This window comes from Pseudomonas sp. M2(2023) (assembly GCF_030263955.1).
GTDB lineage: Bacteria > Pseudomonadota > Gammaproteobacteria > Pseudomonadales > Pseudomonadaceae > Aquipseudomonas > Aquipseudomonas asiatica.
The window spans coordinates 1,645,710-1,663,593 of record NZ_CP127114.1 but is presented as its reverse complement, the minus strand read 5'-3'; the positions used below and the strand labels follow the sequence as shown (position 1 = coordinate 1,663,593).

Below are 17,884 nucleotides of genomic sequence, written 5' to 3'. Positions count from 1 at the left end.
CTCCCTGCTGGTCATGGACGCACCTCCTGGTCAGCACCCTGCGGGTCAGCCAGGTGCACGCCACCCTGCCCTACCAGCAGCAGGCCGCCATCGGCCAGGCCGCTGACGCCGGCCAGGGCAATGCGGTCGGCGCGGTTGTAGACACTGAAGGTCTGGCCGTCATCGGTACTGCGCAGCACGCTGCCGCCATTGCCGACCAGCACCAGGCTACCGTCCTCGACAAGCGTAGCGCCTGCCAGGCCGAATTCGAGGGTGCCACGTGCGGCCTTGAGCTCGATCGGTTGCCAGCTGTCACCGAAATCGGTGGAGCGGAACAGGTTGCCGCGCAGGCCGTAGGCCAGCAATGTGCGCGGCTGTGCAGTGCCTATCACGCCGAACAGCGAGCCCTCGTAGGGGCCTTGAACCTTGGCCCAGGTCTGACCGTTGTCGGCCGAGCGGAACATGCCGCCCTGCTCGCCGACAATGAACAGGCCCGCGTCACGCACCTGGGCGATACCGTTCAGGTGCAGCTGGTCGGGGTTGTCCAGGCGCTCGGCCACGTCCTGCCAGTGCTGGCCGCCGTCGGTGGTTTCCAGCAAGGCGCCGTAGGCACCTACGGCAAAGCCGTGCCGGGCGTCGAGGAAGGCGACATCGAGCAAGGGTGCTTCGCGGGTCAGGTCTTCGAACTGCTTGCTCCAGGTGGCACCACCATCGCTGCTGGCGAGCACCAGCGCATCGTGGCCGACGGCCCAGCCGCGCTTGTCGTCGAGGAAGAACACCGCGGTCAACAGTTGCCGGGTGGGCACCCGCGCCTGGGTCCAGGTTCTGCCCTGGTCGTCGGAGAACAGGATATGACCGCGATCGCCCACTACCACCAGGCGCTTACCGGCATGGGTGGCGTCGATCAGCAGGCTTTGGCTGGCCTTGGCCGATTCGGTGGAATATTCGTCGGCGGCAGCGGCTTGCACGCTGTCAGCCCACACGCCGAGCCCCAGCGCCAGTACCGCGCTGGCTGCCAATGGCCAGGCAAAGCGCCTGTTCTGTTCCCTCATGACTGTCCCCCTGTTGTGTTCTTGTCTGGTGGGTCAATGCACTGCAGGTACTGCGAAAAGCCTGATCTAGAGGCTTGCAATAGCTTGAAGGGATCGTAGCGGGGATGTTTGCGGGAATACAACGGGCGGGGTGTTATGTTTTGTTGTCGGCTCCAAAAGCTTCGCGGGTAAACCCGCTCCCACAGGTCCTGCACAGCCCGTGAAAGCGGTGCAGGACCTGTGGGAGCGGGTTTACCCGCGAAGAGGTCGGTTCAGGCTACGGAAAACTCAAGCCAGGCTCTTGCTCACAACCTCATACACATCACTGGACAGCTCACCAGAAGCCAGAATCCGCTCCAGCTCACCCTTCATCAGGGCCTGACGCGCATCGTCATACTTGCGCCAGCGGGTCAGCGGTGCCAGTTGGCGCGAAGCGATCTGCGGGTTCAGCGCATTCAGCTCGATCACCAGGTCCGCCAGGAAGCGGTAGCCGGAGCCATCCGCCGCATGGAAGTTGACCAGGTTCTGCCCGGCAAAGGCGCCGATCAACGCACGTACCTTGTTCGGGTTCTTCAGGGTGAACGCCGGGTGCTGCATCAGCGCCTTGACCCGCGCCAGCCCGCCCGGCAGCGTACTGGCCGCCTGCACGCTGAACCACTGGTCCATGACCAGCGGGTTGTCCTTGAAGTGCTCGGCAAAGGCTTCCAGCGCCTTGGCCCGCTCGGCTTCGAACGGTGAGTTGACCAGCACAGCCAGGGCGGTAAGGCGCTCGGTCATGTTGTCGCAGTGCTCGAACTGCTCCAAAGCCGCCTGCAGCACCTGCGGCTTGCCGCTCTGCATCAGGTACGACAGCGCGATGTTCTGCAGGCTGCGGCGAGCGAAATGCTCGGCCGAGGCCACGTAGGCGGTGCTGCGCGACACTTCGCGGTTGGCCTGGTAGCGCGCCCACAGGGCGTCGAACAGCTGCTCGGCGATCTGCTGGCGGGCGAACTCGCGGGCAGCGTGGATGGCGTCCACGTCGGCCACCTGGCTGATCTCGGTGAGGTATGCCTCACCCGGCAGCGAGAGCATTTCGGCAACCATGGCCGGGTCCAGCGACTCATTGCCGAGCACGGTGCCCAGGGCGGTGATCAGGCGCTGGTCGAGCTTCAGTGCCTCGCCGCGCTGATGCTGGCCGATCAGCTCCTGCAGCACCTGCACCGACAACTGCTGCCCCGCCTCCCAGCGGTTGAAGCCGTCGCTGTCGTGCTGCATCAGGAACATCAGCTGGTCGCGGTCGTAGGGGAAGCTCAGCTTGACCGGTGCACTGAAGCCACGCAGCAGCGACGGCAGCGGCTTGGCCTGGATACCCTGGAAGGTGAAGGTCTGCTCGGCCTCGGTCACCGACAGCACGCGGCTGGTGCCCTGCGCCGTATCTTCGCCGGCCAGTTGCAGCGGCAGGTCGTTGCCTGCGGCATCCAGCAGGCCAAGCTCCACCGGGATCACGAACGGCAGCTTTTCGGCCTTGTCCGGGGTCTGCGGGCAGCTTTGGCGGAAGGTCAGGCTGTAGGTTTGCGCGGCCGCGTCATAGGCCTCGCTGACTTCCAGGCGCGGGGTGCCGGCCTGGTTGTACCAGCGCTTGAACTGGGTGAAGTCGACGCCGTTGGCGTCTTCCATGGCCTTGATGAAATCGTCGGTGGTCACCGCCTGGCCATCGTGGCGTTCGAAGTACAGGTCGCTGCCCTTGCGGAAGCCGTCGGCGCCCAGCAGGGTACGAACCATGCGCACCACTTCGGCGCCCTTCTCGTACACGGTCAGGGTGTAGAAGTTGGAGATCTCGATGAAGCTGTCCGGGCGCACCGGGTGGGCCATGGGGCCAGCGTCTTCGGCGAACTGGTGAGTACGCAGGTAGGCCACGTCTTCGATGCGCTTGACCGTGCGCGAGTTCATGTCGGCGCTGAACTCGGCATCTCGGAACACCGTGAAGCCTTCCTTCAGCGACAGCTGGAACCAGTCACGGCAGGTGACGCGGTTGCCCGACCAGTTGTGGAAATACTCGTGGGCGACCACGCCTTCGACGCGCTGGTGGGCGGCATCGGTGGCGGTTTCGGCACGAGCCAGCACACAGCTGGAGTTGAAGATGTTCAGGCCCTTGTTTTCCATGGCGCCCATGTTGAAGTCGTTGACCGCGACGATCATGAAGATGTCCAGGTCGTACTCGCGGCCATAGACTTCTTCGTCCCAGCGCATGGACTTCTTCAGGCTGACCATGGCGTGGTCGCACTTGTCGATGTTCTCGGGCTCGACGTAGATGCGCAGGGTCACGTCACGGCCGGACTGGCGGGTGAAGCTGTCCTCGACGCACCACAGGTCACCGGCCACCAGGGCGAACAGGTAGGCCGGCTTCATGAACGGGTCTTCCCAGGTCGCCCAGTGGCGGCCATCGTCTGCCGGCCCGCTGCCGATCGGGTTGCCGTTCGACAGCAATACCGGGTAGCGATGCTGCTCGGCGATCACCGTGGTGGTGAAGGTGCTCATCACATCCGGACGATCGAGGTAGTAGGTGATCTTGCGGAAGCCTTCGGCCTCGCACTGGGTGCAGAACATCTTGCCCGACTTGTACAGGCCTTCCAGCGCGGTGTTGCTCTCGGGGTGGATCTTCACGCTGGTGTCGAGGGTGAAGTGCTCGGCCTTGGGCTGCACGGTCAGGCTGTCGGCGTCGAGCTGGTAGTCGCCCGGCTGGAGTTCCTGGTCATCCAGCGAGGCGCGCAGCAGCTCCAGCTGCTGGCCATCGAGTACCAGTGGCGGCAGGCCGGCACCGCGTGCCGGGTTGCGGCGCATGACCAGTTGCGCGTGAACCAGGGTGTGGTCCTCGAACAGCTCGAAGGTCAGGTGCGTCTCGTCGATCAGGTACTCGGGCGCCTGGTAATCCTTGAGGTAGATCACTTGCGGTTGTTCGGTACGCATGTGCAGGTCCTTTTTACTGGAGCACGGCCAACTGGTAGGCCGTGTACTTGCGAATATTGATCACACCGGTGTCGAAGATCAGGTACTGGCCCTTGATGCCCAGCAGCGTGCCTTCCACTACCGGGTCCTTGTCGAGGTTGAAGCTGACGATCTTCGATGGGTAGGCCTCGACCGGGTACTTCATCTGCACCACTTCGGCGTCGGCCAGCGGCTGGATCGCCTGCAGGCCGAAGCGCCCCTGCAGCTCGCGCAGGCCCTCGGCACAGGCGTCGAAGACCTGTTCACGAATAGCCACCAGGTCGAGCTCCTCGGCATCGCCCTTGAGCAGGGCGCGCCAGTTGGTGCGGTCCGGCACCTGGCTGCGCAGCAAGTCTTCGACCAGGCCGGACTGCTGGCGGGTGGCCACGCGCACGATCGGCAGGGCCTGGGTGGCGCCCTGGTCGAGCCAGCGGGTGGGCAGCTGGGTGGCGCGGGTGATACCGACCTTGATCCCCGACGAGTTGGCCAGGTAGACCACATGGTCGGTCATGCAGAACTGTTCGCCCCACGACGGTTCGCGGCAGGTGCCGGCGTCGTAGTGGCACTTTTCCGGGGCCATGATGCACACGTCGCACTGGGCCAGTTTGGTCATGCACGGGTAGCAGTAACCCTGGCTGAAGCTGGTCTTGGTGCGCTTGCCACAATGGCTGCAGTGAATGGCGCCAAGGTACTCAAGGCGCAGGCGCTGGCCGATCAGCGGGTTGACCGGCACCTGCGTGTCATCCAGGCGAAAGCTGTACTGCACCACTGGCGCCTGCAGGCTTACCGCCATCTTGCTCAACGAGCCACGAGCGAGTTCGATCAATGTACCGAGTCCGACTTGAACAGAATGTTGGCGATCGGCGCGGACTTCGAGGCGCATTCCTGCGGGCCCATGTAGCCGGTACGCTGGTCTTCGGGCAGGTTTTTCATCTCCCAGGCGATTACCGCCTGCAGCGACAGCTCTTTCTGCTCGGCAGTGAGCTTGCGGCCATCCGACCATTTGCCGATTTCCACGGCCAGTTTCAGGCTCTCGTAGATTTCCGGGGTGATGTTTTCAATCATTTGCGCGAAAGTGGACATAGTGTCTCCTGATTCAAGCCGACAGTTTACGCCGGGCCAGCGCCCCACCCAAGAGCCCGGTCAGGCATCCGATGAGCAGCCCGCCGACGTGGGCGGCGTTGGCGATCTGGCCAAGGCCCAGGGTGTCGATCACGCCGCTCAGGCACACCACCAGCCAGATCAGCATCATCACCAGCACGCCCTTGGGCAGGTTGAAGTAACGGTCGGGTGCCAGCCACTGGTACAGCCAGATGTGCCCGAGCAGGCCGTACAGCACGCCGGACAGGCCACCGAACAGGCTCGGCCCGCTGCTGTAGTGCTGGGCCAGGTTGGACACCAGGCTGAACAGCAGGGTCAGGCCCAGCAGCGCCCACGGGCCCTGGCGCAGTTCGATGCGTTTGCCCAGCTCCCAGTACCACAGGCTGTTCATGGCCAGGTGCAGCACGCCGAAATGCAGCAGCATGGGCGATACCAGGCGCCACCACTGGCCTTGGTCCAGGCTTTGCGCCAGCGGGCTGAAGTACAGGTAGTCGCCCTGGACGCGGAAATCGAGGAAGGTGAACCAGCTGATGGTGGTGAAATTGTCGCCAAGGCCGGTGAGGCCGGCGACGATGAAGCACAGCAGCAGGGTGATAGTGGTGACTTTGCAGGCTTTGGCCTGTTCTGCCAGGGAGGGTTGTGTGGGGCTATTCGCGGGTAAACCCGCTCCCACAGGGTCCTGTGCAAGTTCGAGGTCGGCGTTGCCGTCGGGGTAGCGCTGGTAGAGTTCGCGGACGTCCGCTGCCAGGGTGTCGGGGGCCCAGAGCACCTGGGCATCGCCCTCCTCGCTGACCCGGTGCGGCACCTGCAGGCGCTGCAGCAGGTGAACGAAGCCGCTGAGGTCGACCGACAGCGGCAGGCGCATCACTTCGATAATGTTCATTGGTTGGCCTGTGGGCGGTCGACGTCGACCCAGACGAACTTGTGCGGGTCGATGCGGGTTTCATCATCCAGCCGGTAGGCTGCCAGCTTGCCATAGAGCACGGCGCTGTAGTCCAGGCAGGCCAGGTTGGCGCGGATCGGCGCCGGGCGGCCGCTGCGCCAGTAATGGCCGACGAACAGCATGGGCTCGTCTTCGGCATAGCGCAGCAAGGCGTTCTTCTGGCTGTGACTGAGCGGGGTGCTGGCCACTTCCGCGGGCAGGGCGTCTGGCTGGAACACGATGTCGCCGTAGGTTTGCGGATCTTCTTCCCAGAACTTGGTACGGAAGAAGGCACGGGTCAGGCCGTCGCCACCGGTGAGGGTCAGGCCGTCAGGCAGGCGCATGTCGGTACCGCGCAGCAGGCGGTTGCACACGGTGGCGGCAAAGCTGCCGTTCACCGCCGAGGCCTGGATGAAGTGTTCGTCGATGCGCCCGTCGGGGTACTGCTGGCGCAGCGGCTCGATCAGCCGCGGGTCCCAGCAGGCATGCACCAGGCGGAAGCGCCCGGCGTCGACGAACAGCGGCAATTCGTAGAACCAGTTGACGAAGTCGTGCCAGTCAGCGGGGTGGTGGGCAAATTGGGTCAGGGTTTCGTCGATCAACCGGGCGTGGCGTGGCGTATGCTCGCGCACGAAGGCCTTGCCGCTGCCAGGCAGTGCCGGGGTGACCCAGCCCAGCGCGTTGTACTCGTGGTTGCCCATGATGCAGAACGCCTGGCCGGCCTCGACCATGTCGTGGACGATATGCAGCGCCTCGCGGATGCGTGGCCCGCGGTCGACGATGTCGCCAAGGAACAGCGCCTGGCGCCGCGGGTGGCGCCACGCGCCTGCCACACGCTTGTAACCGAGGGCGTCGAGCAGGCGTTCAAGGGTCAGCGCACAACCGTGCACGTCACCGATGATGTCGAAACTACGCGCCGGATCGAGCATCAGTCGTCCCTGCTTCCCAGCCGGCTGCCCCAGCCGAGCTTGGTGCGGCAGACCTCGTAGTAATTGTGGTCCAGCGGGTGGATCAGGCGCAGCTTCTGCGGTTTCTTGCTCACCGTGATGGTGTCGCCGGGGGCGCAGGTGAAGTGGTTCTGGCCGTCACAGGATACCTGCGGGTAGATCTGCAGGTCCTTGGACACCACGATCTTCAGTTCGCTGTTGCCGTCGACCACGATCGGCCGGCCCGACAGGGTGTGCGGGTACATCGGCACGATGACGATGGCATCGAGCTTGGGGTGCATGATCGGGCCGCCGGCCGACAGCGCGTAGGCGGTGGAGCCGGTGGGGGTGGCGACGATCAGGCCGTCGGCCTTCTGGCTGCAGACGAACTGGCCATCGATGTAGATCTCGAACTCGATCATGCGCGTGGACTTGCCCGGGTGCAGCACCACATCGTTCAGCGCATCACCCTGGCCGATGGCTTCGTTGTGGCGGCGTACCTCGGCCTGCAGCAGGAAGCGGTTTTCCACCAGGTAGTGGCCGTCGAGCACTTCGGCGACCTTCTCTTCCAGCTCGTCGGGGCGGATGTCGGTGAGGAAGCCCAGGTTGCCACGGTTGATGCCCAGCACCGGAATGTTGTGCCGGGCCAGGGCGCGGGCGGCGCCCAGCAGGCTGCCGTCGCCGCCGACCACGATGACCAGGTCACAGACCTCGCCCAGCAGCTTGCGGGTGGAAGTTTGCAGGCCATGGCCAGGCAACACTTCGGCGATGGTGTCCTCGAGGATCACGTGCAGGTGGCGCTCGATAAGAAATTTTTTCAGTCGGCGAATGGTGTCGAGCACCTGGGAGCTGCCAAGGCGGCCAATGATACCGATATTGCGAAATTGCTCCATGGGGCTCCTGCGAGGCTCTGCGGCGGGTGACTATGCCGCGATTATGGGCGAAACCACCGGGTAGCGGCAAACCGGCTATGCTCGCAGGATGATGCCATTCGCCCTGCTCCACGACCTGCCCCGGCAGCTACGCCGCCCCAACGTGCGCGACCTGGCCTGGGCCCTGCTGTCGCCTCCGTTGCTCAGCGCCCCGCCCTGCCCCCAGCGCCACCCGCTGGCGGGCAGCCTGTGGGCGGACCAGCCACAGCGCCTGGCAGACTGGCTGCGGGCGCTGGATGACGATGACCGCCCATTGCGCGACTGGCTGGCGCAGCTGGGTAGCCGGCGCCTGGGGCACTACTACGAACGGCTGTGGCAATTCGCCCTGGGCCAGGCCCCGGGCATCGAACTGCTGGCGGCCAACCTGGCGATTCGCGACGGCGGGCGCACCCTGGGCGAGCTGGATGTGGTGCTGCGCGACCGCGACGGTGTGCACCACCTGGAACTGGCCATCAAGCTGTACCTGGGTCCGGAACACCCCGGGCATGACCCCGACGCCTGGCTGGGGCCGGGCTGCCATGACCGACTGGGAAGCAAACTGGCGCACCTGGCACGGCACCAGTTGCCCATGTCGGCGGGGGCACACAGCCGCGAGGTGCTGGCTCGGCTGGGGGTGGAGCAGGTGCAGGCGCATGTGTGGCTGGGTGGCTATCTGTTCTACCCGTGGCCCGGGCATGCGCAGCCACCACAGGGCGCCAATCCGCAGCACTTGCGCGGGCGCTGGCTGCGGCGGCGGGACTGGGTCATGGGCGAAGGTGAGCAATGGCAGCCGCTGCAACGGCATGCCTGGCTGGCGCCAGCGCGGGTCGAGGCGCATGAGTGCTGGGCGGTGGAGCAGTTTGCGGCATGGCTGCATGTGCTGGAGCGGCAGGCTCCGGCGCAGTTGCTGGTGAGGTTGGAGCAAGAGGCTGACGGGGCGTGGCAGGAGGCCGAGCGGGTGTTTCTGGTGGCTGACAGTTGGCCATTTACATCCAAGGCATGATGCAGGCTGTTCCGGCCTCTTCGCGGGCTTGCCCGCCCCCACAGGTACTGCACAGGTCTCTGGCTCAGCGCTGTGCCTGTGGGAGCGGGTTCACCCGCGAAAGGGCCGGTGCAGACAACACAATTTTCACAGACCTGGCGCAAAGATTTGTTACCCCGTAGCCACTACAGTACTTCCTGAGCGCCGGCAAGAGCGCTATTCCGACCTGATGACGAGGACCGATCATGGTTTCATCCACCCCCACGACCCATTACGCGCGCCTGTCCATCGCCCTGCACTGGCTGATGCTGGTGCTGCTGGCCGCTGTCTACGCCCTAATCGAACTGCGTGGCCTGTTCCCCAAGGACAGCGTCGAACGCAACCTGATGAAGGACCTGCACTTCATGCTCGGGCTCAGCGTGTTCGTGCTGGTCTGGTTGCGCCTGGCCATCCGCCTGAGCCGCCCGACTCCACCCATCGTGCCCAAGCCTGCGGCCTGGCAGACCGGCCTCGCGCACCTGATGCACCTGGCGTTGTACCTGCTGATGATCATCCTGCCGCTGGCCGGCTGGCTGATCCTCAGCGCCGCCGACAAACCAGTGCCGTTCTTCGGTCTGGAGCTGCCGCACCTGATCGGCCCGAATCCGGACCAGGCCAAGTTCATCAAAGGCTGGCATGAACGCATCGGCAGCTGGGGCTACTGGCTGATCGGCCTGCACGCTCTGGCCGGGCTCTATCACCACTATGTGCAGCGCGACAACACGCTGCTGCGCATGCTGCCCTACAAGTAACCGCGCCGGCCCTGCAGGCCGCCGGTGTGCACCACGATCAGGCGGGTGCCGGGCGCGAACAGCCCGGCCTCGACCTGCTCACGCAGGGCCAGCAGAGCCTTGCCAGTGTAGAGGGCTTCGAGCGGCACGCCTGTGTGCCGCTCGCAATCAGCGATGAACGCCAACAGATCAGCGTCGAATTTGCCGAAACCGCCACGGCAGGCGTCGTGCAGTTGGTAGCCATGCGCGCCGGCCAGTGCTGCTACCGCCACCGGCACACCATGGTCCCTGGGTACCGCCACTGCACCATGCACCACATGTGCGCCCGCCTCGGCCATTACCAGACCGGCCAGGGTAGTCCCCGTTCCAGCAGCCAGCCACCAGGCGTCGTAGCCCGACCAGCCCAGTGCCGCGATCTGCGCCCGTGCCTGCTGCATGATCAGCGCGCAGCCCTGTGCACCGGCCAACCCGCCGCCCCCTTCAGGGATGCAGTACCAACCCGGGTAGCGCGCTTGCCAGGGCTCCCAGAAACCCGCTTGATTTCGTGCGCGGTAGCCGCCATAGCCCAGCCAGTGCAGTTCCATGCCCAGCGTCTGCAGGTCACGCACGGTTGGCGTGTCCTGGGCGTGACCACGCAGCAGGCCGGCGGTGGCGAAGCCGAAGCGCTTGCCGGCAGCGGCCAGGGCGTGCAGGTGGTTGGAATGGTTGCCGCCGAGGCTGATCAGGCCCGGGGCGTTGCTGGCGCTGGCCTGTTGCAGGTGATGGCGTAGCTTGAACCATTTGTTGCCGCTGATCAGCGGATCGATCAGGTCCAGGCGCAGGATGGCGGCTTCTACCTGGGCTTGTTGCAGCCAGGGCAGGATCAGGGGCTGCAGGGGGGCTTGGGGCAGGTCAAAGTGCATCGTGCGAGTTTACCAGTGAAAGCCTGGGGCTGCTTTGCGTCCCTGTGGGAGCGGGTTCACCCGCGAACACCGGCGCAGCCGGTGCCATGCACCGCGCAGCCCTATTCGCGGGTGAACCCGCTCCCACAGGGCCGCAAAGCGGCCCCGGCGATCTCAGAGCTCAGCCGCCAATCTCGAACCTTGGTTGATCGCCCGCTTGGCATCCAGCTCGGCCGCCACATCTGCCCCACCAATCAGGTGTACCGACTGCCCCGCCGCCACCAGCCCGTCCTGCAGCTCGCGCAGCGGCTCCTGCCCTGCACAGATCACCACGTTGTCCACCGCCAGCACCTGCGGCTCGCCATCGGCCACGCGAATGTGCAGGCCGGCATCGTCGATGCCCAGGTACTCGACGCTGTTGAGCATCTGCACCCGCTTGTTCTTCAACCCGGTGCGGTGAATCCAGCCGGTGGTCTTGCCCAGGCCGTCACCCACCTTGGATTTCTTGCGCTGCAACAGGTACACCTGCCGCGCCGGGGCATGCGGCTCGGCCTTGATCCCGGCCACGCCACCACGCGCCTGCAGATGGGTGTCGATGCCCCACTCCTTCCAGAACGCCTCACGGTCCTGGCTGGTGGCAACGCCCTGATGCACCAGGTACTCGGAAACGTCGAAACCGATGCCACCCGCACCAATCACCGCGACAGCCTTGCCCACCGGCTTGCGCTCGAGCAGCACGTCGAGGTAGCTGAGCACCTTGGCATGCTCGACACCGGGGATGGCCGGCGTGCGCGGGGCGATGCCGGTGGCCAGGATGATCTCGTCGTAGCCACCGTCCACCAGGGCCTGCACATTGACCCGGGTGTTCAGGCGCAAGTCCACGCCCGTGCTTTTGACCTTGTTGCGGAAGTAACGCAGGGTTTCATGGAACTCTTCCTTTCCCGGTACCCGCTTGGCCACATTGAACTGCCCGCCGATCTCGCTGGCGGCATCGAACAGGGTCACCGCGTGGCCGCGCTCTGCCGCCACCGTGGCTGCCGCCAGGCCGGCCGGGCCTGCGCCGACCACGGCAATGCGCTTCACGGTGCGCACGGGCAGGTAGTTGAGCTCGGTCTCGTGGCAGGCACGCGGGTTGACCAGGCAACTGGTCAGCTTGCCGCCGAAAGTATGGTCCAGGCAGGCCTGGTTGCAGCCGATGCAGGTGTTGATCTCGTCGCCGCGACCAGCAGCGGCCTTGTTGACGAAGTCCGGGTCGGCCAGGAACGGACGTGCCATCGAGACCATGTCGGCATCGCCTTCGGCCAGCACCGCCTCGGCCACCTCCGGAGTATTGATGCGGTTGGTGGTGATCAGCGGAATGTTCACCACGCCGCGCAACTTGGCGGTGACCTTGCTGAATGCCGCGCGCGGCACCTTGGTGGCAATGGTCGGTATACGCGCTTCGTGCCAGCCGATGCCGGTATTGATCAACGTCGCGCCGGCCTTCTCGATGGCCTTGGCCAGCAGCTCGATTTCATCCCAGGTGCTGCCGCCCTCGATGAGATCGAGCATCGACAGGCGGAAGATGATGATGAAGTTCGGCCCGACCGCGCCGCGCACCCGGCTGACGATCTCCACCGCCAGGCGCATGCGGTTTTCATAACTGCCACCCCAGCGGTCGGTGCGGTGGTTGGTGTGGGCGGCGAGGAACTGGTTGATGAAGTAGCCTTCCGAACCCATGATCTCGACGCCGTCGTAACCGGCGCGCTGGGCCAGCACCGCGCAATTGACGAAGTCGGCGATCTGCTTCTCGATACCCGCCTCGTCCAGTTCCTTGGGTTTGAACGGGTTGATTGGCGCCTGGATCGCGCTGGGCGCCACCTGGCGCGGGCTGTAGGCGTAGCGCCCGGCATGCAGGATCTGCAGGCAGATCTTGCCGCCGGCAGCGTGTACCGCCTCGGTGACGATGCGGTGCTTGTCGGCTTCTTCCTCGGTGCTGAGCTTGGCCGCCCCGGAATACACTCCGCCCTCATCGTTGGGCGCGATGCCGCCAGTAACCATCAGGCCGACGCCACCGCGGGCGCGCTCGGCAAAGTACGCCGCCATACGCTCGAAGCCGCCCGGGCGCTCTTCGAGGCCGGTGTGCATCGAGCCCATCAGGGTGCGGTTGCGCAAGGTGGTGAAGCCCAGGTCCAGCGGTGCGAGCAGGTGCGGGTAGCGGTCGGCGGCCATGGAAAGGTCCCCAGGTGGCGTATTCACGGAATGCGGGTGCCTCACCGGCTGGCGGACCCCGTCGTTTGTCTGCCTGCGACATTAAACAGACGTTTGAACGGGCTCAATGATCGAAACTGACAAGTTATTGATCCTCGCGCACAGCGCGACTACCCTAGGAAACTCTTGTTTCCAAGGCGCTGTCCTGCTTCATGCGAAAACTCCTGGCAAGCGCCCTGGCGCTGGTGATGATCGCCGCCCTCTGCGGCTACGGTTTCTGGACCCAGCAGCGCCCGGAAGGCCATTACCTGTCCGACCTGCGCATCGAACTGGCGCTGAACCATGGCGTGCCAGGCGAGCACGGCAACCTGCTCGGCGTCGAACCGCTGCTCTACCCGGGTGACTACCAGAACCTGCAACGCCTGCACCGCAAGCTCTCGGCCTATCTGGAACAGGCCCGTACCCAAGGGCTGGTCGGCCCGCGCACGGTGGTGGTGCTGCCCGAGCACATCGGCACCTGGCTGTGGGCGCGTGGCGAAAAGAACGAGCTTTATCAAGTCACGCAAAGCCGCGAAGCCCTGCAATGGCTGGAACTGAGCAACCCGCTGCGCTATGGCCTGGCCATGCTCCGTGCCGACGGGGACGACTGGCGCGCCGACGCGCACCTGCGCATGAAAGCCGAGCAGATGGCTGCGGACTACCAGCAACTGTTCGGTGGCCTGGCCAAGGAATTCAATGTCACTCTGGTGGCCGGCTCCATCGTACTACCCGCCCCCTACGTGAAACAGGGCGTGCTGCATGCCGGCAGCGGCCCGCTGTTCAACAGCAGCGTAGTGTTCGCCGGCGACGGCTCGCTGCTGGGCCAACCGCAACGCCAGCAGTTCCCCGACAGCGAAATGCGCCGCTATGTACATGATGGCCGCCAGCACCCGCTGCAGGTATTGCAAACCCCTGCCGGGCGCCTGGGCGTGCTGGTGGGCAGCGACAGCTGGTACCCGGAAAACCACCAACAACTGGCCCAACAGGCAGTACAACTGATCGCCAACCCGGTGTTCCTCAGCGGCAAGGGCAGCTGGCAAGCGCCCTGGCGCGGCAATCGCCATCAGGATGCCAGCGCCGGGCTGCCCTTGCGGCGCGGCGAAGTCAGCGAACAGGCTGCATGGCAGCGACTGACCCAATCGGCCGGAACCAGCGTCAGCAGCATGAGCGTGTTCATGCGTGGGCAGTTCTGGGAACAGGGCAGCGACGGCCAGGGCTTTGCCCGCCAGGCGGGTGAATTGCTGGCAGGCACCCCCAGCCCTGGAGCCCGCCTGTTGAACCTGTGGTTGTAAGCCCATGGCCCGCCCCCGCGTGCGCCTGGGTGACCTGTCGGTTGGTTTTGTCCAACCGCTGACCGAGGCCCTGCGTGAACTGGGCCACGACCCCGAGCCGCTGCTGCGCCGCTATGGCCTGGACGCGGCACGCCTGGGCGAAGCCGGTGCGCGCTTGTCGATCCCGCGCTACATGCACCTTGGGCACGCTGCCATCGAGCTGTGCGGCGAGGCCGCGCTGGGCCTGCACATGGGGCGCCTGAGCCGCCTGGCGCATGCCGGCCTGGCCGGGGTCACCGCTGCCCAGGCACCGAACCTGGGCGAGGCGGCACGTACCCTGTTGCGCTTCGAGCCGCTGTACGCCGCCAACTACCGCGGCCACTCCAGTTTTCAGGAAGATGCCCAGGGCGCCTGGCTGCGCTTCTACTCCATCAGCCCCTACAACGCCTACAACCGTTTCGTGGTCGATTCGCTACTTGCCGGCTGGCTCGCCCAGCTTGCCGACCTGGCCGGTACGGCAGTGCAGGCCGAACATATGGACATCGAGTTCGCCGCACCCGCCTATGCCGCGCGCTACCAGCCGCTGTGCAGCACACCCGTGCAGTTCGCAGCAGCGAGTAACCAGCTGCGCCTGAGCCGGGCCACGCTGCAGCTGGCCAACCCCAGGCATTGCCCGAGCACCTGGCAGCACCTGCTGCAGCTGTGCGAGGCGGAAATGCTGCAGCGTACGCGGGTGCGCAGCCTGGGTGAGCGCATTACCCACCTGCTGGGCCCGTTGCTAAATGGTGGCCGTGAACCGGACCTGGAAGAAGTGGCGCTGCACCTGCAACTGCCGACCTGGACCTTGCGCCGCAAACTGGCCGAGGAAGGCACGCGCTTTCGCGACCTGCTCAGTGAAACACGGCGCGACCTGGCCGAGACCTATATCCGCGATACGGAATTGGCCTTTGGCGAGATCGCCTATCTGTTGGGGTTTGCATCGGCCGAGGCCTTCCAGCGCGCTTTCAAGCGCTGGACGGGCCTTACGCCGGGGGAGTTTCGCCGCAGCCAGCGGCGGGTGGGCTAGAGCTCGGTGGCGTCGTCAGCCGGTTCCGGGGTGTCCAGTTCATAAGCCTGGAATTCGAGAAGTTCTTCTTGGTATTCGTCCATAGCCCTAAGCCCTCTTCACTCATTTTTCCTGGTAACTGTCGCCTCACCCTAGGCAGGAAGGATGAAGGAATCATGACAAGCTTATGATCCGGTGCCCAGCAATCGTTAGCCCCGTGCTACTTGATATTAGCCGTTTGTAGGTCATGCAGGCTTTAGACGGCAGGCCCAAGCCGAACTACGCGTGCGCAGTGCTGGCTGCGCTCCCCCGTGCAGTGCGCGAGCATGCCGCAGCCATTTCTGTCGCAGGTGTGCCCCATGACAAGCTCAGCCTGGCACTAAGTGCTCTGGCGACTGCGCACTCAGCGCCCTTTTCAACACTTCGTAGAGTTTGCCGTCACCCGATTGAGCAACGTTGAAGCGCAGGAAATCCCCCGCCGTCATGGATTGGCTGAACGCATTACCGGGCGCCAGCACTACACCTTCATTCAGGCAGGTCCTGGCCAGCGTTGCTGCATCCTTGCCTTGAGGGAGCTGGCACCAGAGGTACATGCCTGCCTGGGGAATTATCCACGGCTTGATACCAATGGCCTGAAGCCTCGGCACCGTTCTGTCCATTGCCTCGCCTAACCGGTGGCGGACACCTTCCATGTGTTTTCGGTACCCGCTATCCGTAATCGCTTGATAGATGATGTCCGCGGCCAAGCGTCCACCGCCGAAGGTGGTCGCGATCTTCAGGTCGACCAGGCTCTCGATCCATTCACCACGGGCGGCGATGTAGCCGCATCGGATTGAAGCAGAGATGGTCTTGGAAAAGCTGCCTATCTGAATCACACGCGAGAGGCCGTCGAAGGCAGACAGCCGTGGCGCGGGCGTATTCTCGAAATCAGCGAAGATGTCGTCCTCCACGATCACCAGGCTAGAGGTGTCGGCCAGCTTCAGCAGCCTGTGCGCGGTGACCGGGGACAGGCTGGCCCCGGTTGGGTTGTGGATGCCGGAATTGGTGATGTACAACCTGGGTGCGTGCCTGAGCAGGGCTGCGCCGAACGCCTCGATGTCCGGGCCTGTCTGCGTGTAGGGTACCCCGACAATGTTCACCCTGTGGGCTTTGAGCAGTGCGTGAAAATTGAAATAGCAGGGGTCGTCGACCAGGACCGTGTCCCCCGGTTCCAGCAGAAAACGGCAAATCAGGTCGATGGCGTGGGTGCCCGATTCGGTGAGCATGATCTGTTCCAGCGGGGCTTCGATGCCGATGCCAGCCAGCCGTCGCGACAGGAACTGCCTGAGCGGCGGATGCCCGAGCGGCGACGCGTACTCGGCCAGTTTTACCGTGTCGGAACGGGCAGCGACTCGCAGCGCTTTACGCATGCCGGCTTCGTACATCCAGGAGGCAGGCAGCCACCCGCACCCTGGTTTCAGCGCATCGCTGGAGGTTTCAAGAGACTGGCGCGAGATCCACAGCGGGTCGACCTCACGATCGAGCCTGGGGCCGAGTTCGGTCAGTGCCAAGGGCGCCACGGGCCCTGCCACGTAGTAGCCAGAGCCAGGGCGGGCGCTGAGCACCCCCTCTGCCATCAACCGTTCATAGGCCTCAAGTACGGTAGAAACCGATACCTGCATGGCCTGTGCCATTGCCCGGACCGAAGGGATCCGCGCACCGGGCGTGTAGGTCCGGGAGGCTATCCTCGCCTGCACCTCACCCATGACGGTCCGAATCAGCGTTCCACTGCGTTTCATCGCACCCTCAACTGTGCTGGATTAATGTGCATAACAGTTCGGTAAAACTGTATTGGATTGTACATGGCCTTGGTGAGCGCGTCAGTGATGTACTGAACCCAGACTTATCGAGGACTGGGCGATGGAAAAATCAACAAGCGGATGGACCAACGGCTTCATAGGCGTCGCCATCTTCGCCGGCTCGCTGCCGGCCACCCGTGTGGCAGTGACGGCCTTCGAACCGACGTTCCTGACCTGTGCCAGGGCAACGATTGCCGCTCTGTTGGGGGCGCTTTTCTTGCTTGTGCTGCGCCAGCCTCGCCCTGAACGCGGTGACCTGTGGTCATTGGCGGTAACAGCGTTGGGCGTGGTAATCGGTTTCCCGCTGCTGACGGCACTGGCCCTGCAGCATGTAACCTCTGCCCATTCCATTGTCTTTGTCGGGCTGCTGCCGCTGTGTACCGCAGGGTTTGCCGTGCTGCGGGGCGGTGAGCGACCTCGGCCACTGTTCTGGTTATTCTCGTTGACGGGTGCCGGAATCGTCGTTGGATATGCGCTTATGAATGGTGGGGAGGCATCGGCGCTGGGCGATTTGCTGATGATGGCGGCGGTCATCGTCTGTGGGTTGGGTTATGCCGAAGGGGCGCGCCTGTCACGGACGTTGGGGGGTTGGCAAGTGATCAGTTGGGCGTTGCTGGTGGCGTTGCCGCTGATGCTACTACTGACAATCACTAATCTTCCGACACCAGATGCCTTCGCCAAAGTAAGCGCCCCTGCGTGGTTCAGCCTCGGCTACGTTTCACTGTTCAGCATGCTGATCGGTTTTGTGTTCTGGTACCGAGGGCTGGTCCAGGGTGGCATTGCAGCAGTGGGCCAGTTGCAACTCTTTCAGCCGTTCATGGGGCTTGGGCTGGCAGCGTTGCTGCTGCACGAACAGGTCAGCTGGATGATGCTTGTGGTGACGCTGGGGGCTGTCATCTGTGTTGCCGGGGCCAAGAAGTACGCCTTGTAGATGTCGATCCAGAAAAAAGCGAATTGGGAAGGCTTCGCCAAGCCGCAGCGCGCCTTGGGGACCTCCGTAAGCTGTTCGCACCGGGGCAGTTGCACAGCACAGG

The 17,884-nt window shown here is 64.5% G+C and carries 15 protein-coding genes; 5 read left to right on the top strand and 10 right to left on the bottom strand.

What is annotated here, in order from left to right; translation table 11 throughout:
* Positions 1 to 11: 11 nt before the first annotated feature.
* The 7 genes from QN085_RS07760 to QN085_RS07730 form a co-directional block, all read right to left on the bottom strand.
* On the bottom strand, positions 12 to 1,031 hold the full coding sequence (locus tag QN085_RS07760) for a WD40/YVTN/BNR-like repeat-containing protein (protein ID WP_013971629.1): 1,020 nt from the start codon (positions 1,029 to 1,031) through the stop codon (positions 12 to 14).
* 267 nt (positions 1,032 to 1,298) lie between these two features.
* Positions 1,299 to 3,956, bottom strand: coding sequence for an aminopeptidase N (pepN, locus tag QN085_RS07755; protein ID WP_023662336.1), 2,658 nt, complete (start codon positions 3,954 to 3,956; stop codon positions 1,299 to 1,301).
* Positions 3,957 to 3,969: 13 nt separating this feature from the next.
* The gene (locus QN085_RS07750; protein ID WP_013971627.1) at positions 3,970 to 4,800 is read right to left on the bottom strand and encodes a DUF2797 domain-containing protein; all 831 of its coding nucleotides are present in this window, start codon (positions 4,798 to 4,800) and stop codon (positions 3,970 to 3,972) included.
* Positions 4,797 to 5,057 (bottom strand): YeaC family protein, encoded by a 261-nt coding sequence (locus QN085_RS07745; protein WP_003260154.1) that lies wholly within the window; start codon positions 5,055 to 5,057, stop codon positions 4,797 to 4,799. The genes QN085_RS07750 and QN085_RS07745 overlap by 4 nt, the downstream gene beginning before the upstream one ends.
* A 13-nt stretch (positions 5,058 to 5,070) precedes the next feature.
* Positions 5,071 to 5,958 (bottom strand): rhomboid family intramembrane serine protease, encoded by an 888-nt coding sequence (locus tag QN085_RS07740; protein ID WP_023662506.1) that lies wholly within the window; start codon positions 5,956 to 5,958, stop codon positions 5,071 to 5,073.
* Positions 5,955 to 6,926, bottom strand: coding sequence for a metallophosphoesterase (locus QN085_RS07735; protein ID WP_285690281.1), 972 nt, complete (start codon positions 6,924 to 6,926; stop codon positions 5,955 to 5,957). Before QN085_RS07735 ends, QN085_RS07740 begins: the two co-directional genes overlap by 4 nt.
* Positions 6,926 to 7,816: an NAD(+) kinase gene (locus tag QN085_RS07730; RefSeq protein WP_013971624.1), complete on the bottom strand. Its 891-nt coding sequence runs from the start codon at positions 7,814 to 7,816 to the stop codon at positions 6,926 to 6,928. The genes QN085_RS07735 and QN085_RS07730 overlap by 1 nt, the downstream gene beginning before the upstream one ends.
* Positions 7,817 to 7,904: 88 nt before the next feature.
* Here QN085_RS07730 and QN085_RS07725 point away from each other — a divergent pair, with 88 nt between their 5' ends.
* Both QN085_RS07725 and cybB read left to right on the top strand, forming a co-directional pair.
* Positions 7,905 to 8,837 (top strand): DUF1853 family protein, encoded by a 933-nt coding sequence (locus QN085_RS07725; protein WP_038409142.1) that lies wholly within the window; start codon positions 7,905 to 7,907, stop codon positions 8,835 to 8,837.
* Positions 8,838 to 9,061: 224 nt separating this feature from the next.
* On the top strand, positions 9,062 to 9,607 hold the full coding sequence (gene cybB, locus QN085_RS07720; RefSeq protein ID WP_013971622.1) for a cytochrome b561: 546 nt from the start codon (positions 9,062 to 9,064) through the stop codon (positions 9,605 to 9,607).
* On the opposite strand, the gene QN085_RS07715 is transcribed toward cybB, so the two are convergent.
* Positions 9,598 to 10,488, bottom strand: coding sequence for a 1-aminocyclopropane-1-carboxylate deaminase/D-cysteine desulfhydrase (locus QN085_RS07715; protein ID WP_013971621.1), 891 nt, complete (start codon positions 10,486 to 10,488; stop codon positions 9,598 to 9,600). The two genes, cybB and QN085_RS07715, sit on opposite strands and share 10 nt — an antisense overlap.
* 153 nt (positions 10,489 to 10,641) lie before the next feature.
* Entirely contained in the window at positions 10,642 to 12,678 is a 2,037-nt protein-coding gene (locus QN085_RS07710) for an NADPH-dependent 2,4-dienoyl-CoA reductase (RefSeq protein WP_024086536.1), read from the bottom strand.
* Between the two features lie 191 nt (positions 12,679 to 12,869).
* Here QN085_RS07710 and QN085_RS07705 point away from each other — a divergent pair, with 191 nt between their 5' ends.
* Positions 12,870 to 13,988, top strand: coding sequence for a nitrilase-related carbon-nitrogen hydrolase (locus QN085_RS07705; RefSeq protein WP_024086535.1), 1,119 nt, complete (start codon positions 12,870 to 12,872; stop codon positions 13,986 to 13,988).
* 4 nt (positions 13,989 to 13,992) lie between these two features.
* Positions 13,993 to 15,033, top strand: coding sequence for an AraC family transcriptional regulator (locus QN085_RS07700; RefSeq protein WP_041506180.1), 1,041 nt, complete (start codon positions 13,993 to 13,995; stop codon positions 15,031 to 15,033).
* A 347-nt stretch (positions 15,034 to 15,380) separates the two neighbouring features.
* Here QN085_RS07700 and QN085_RS07695 read toward each other — a convergent pair whose 3' ends face one another.
* On the bottom strand, positions 15,381 to 16,790 hold the full coding sequence (locus QN085_RS07695; protein ID WP_023662620.1) for an aminotransferase-like domain-containing protein: 1,410 nt from the start codon (positions 16,788 to 16,790) through the stop codon (positions 15,381 to 15,383).
* Positions 16,791 to 16,911: 121 nt separating this feature from the next.
* Here QN085_RS07695 and QN085_RS07690 point away from each other — a divergent pair, with 121 nt between their 5' ends.
* A complete protein-coding gene (locus tag QN085_RS07690) occupies positions 16,912 to 17,781 on the top strand; it encodes a DMT family transporter (RefSeq protein WP_023662621.1) in 870 nt (289 codons plus the stop codon).
* Positions 17,782 to 17,884: the final 103 nt, after the last annotated feature.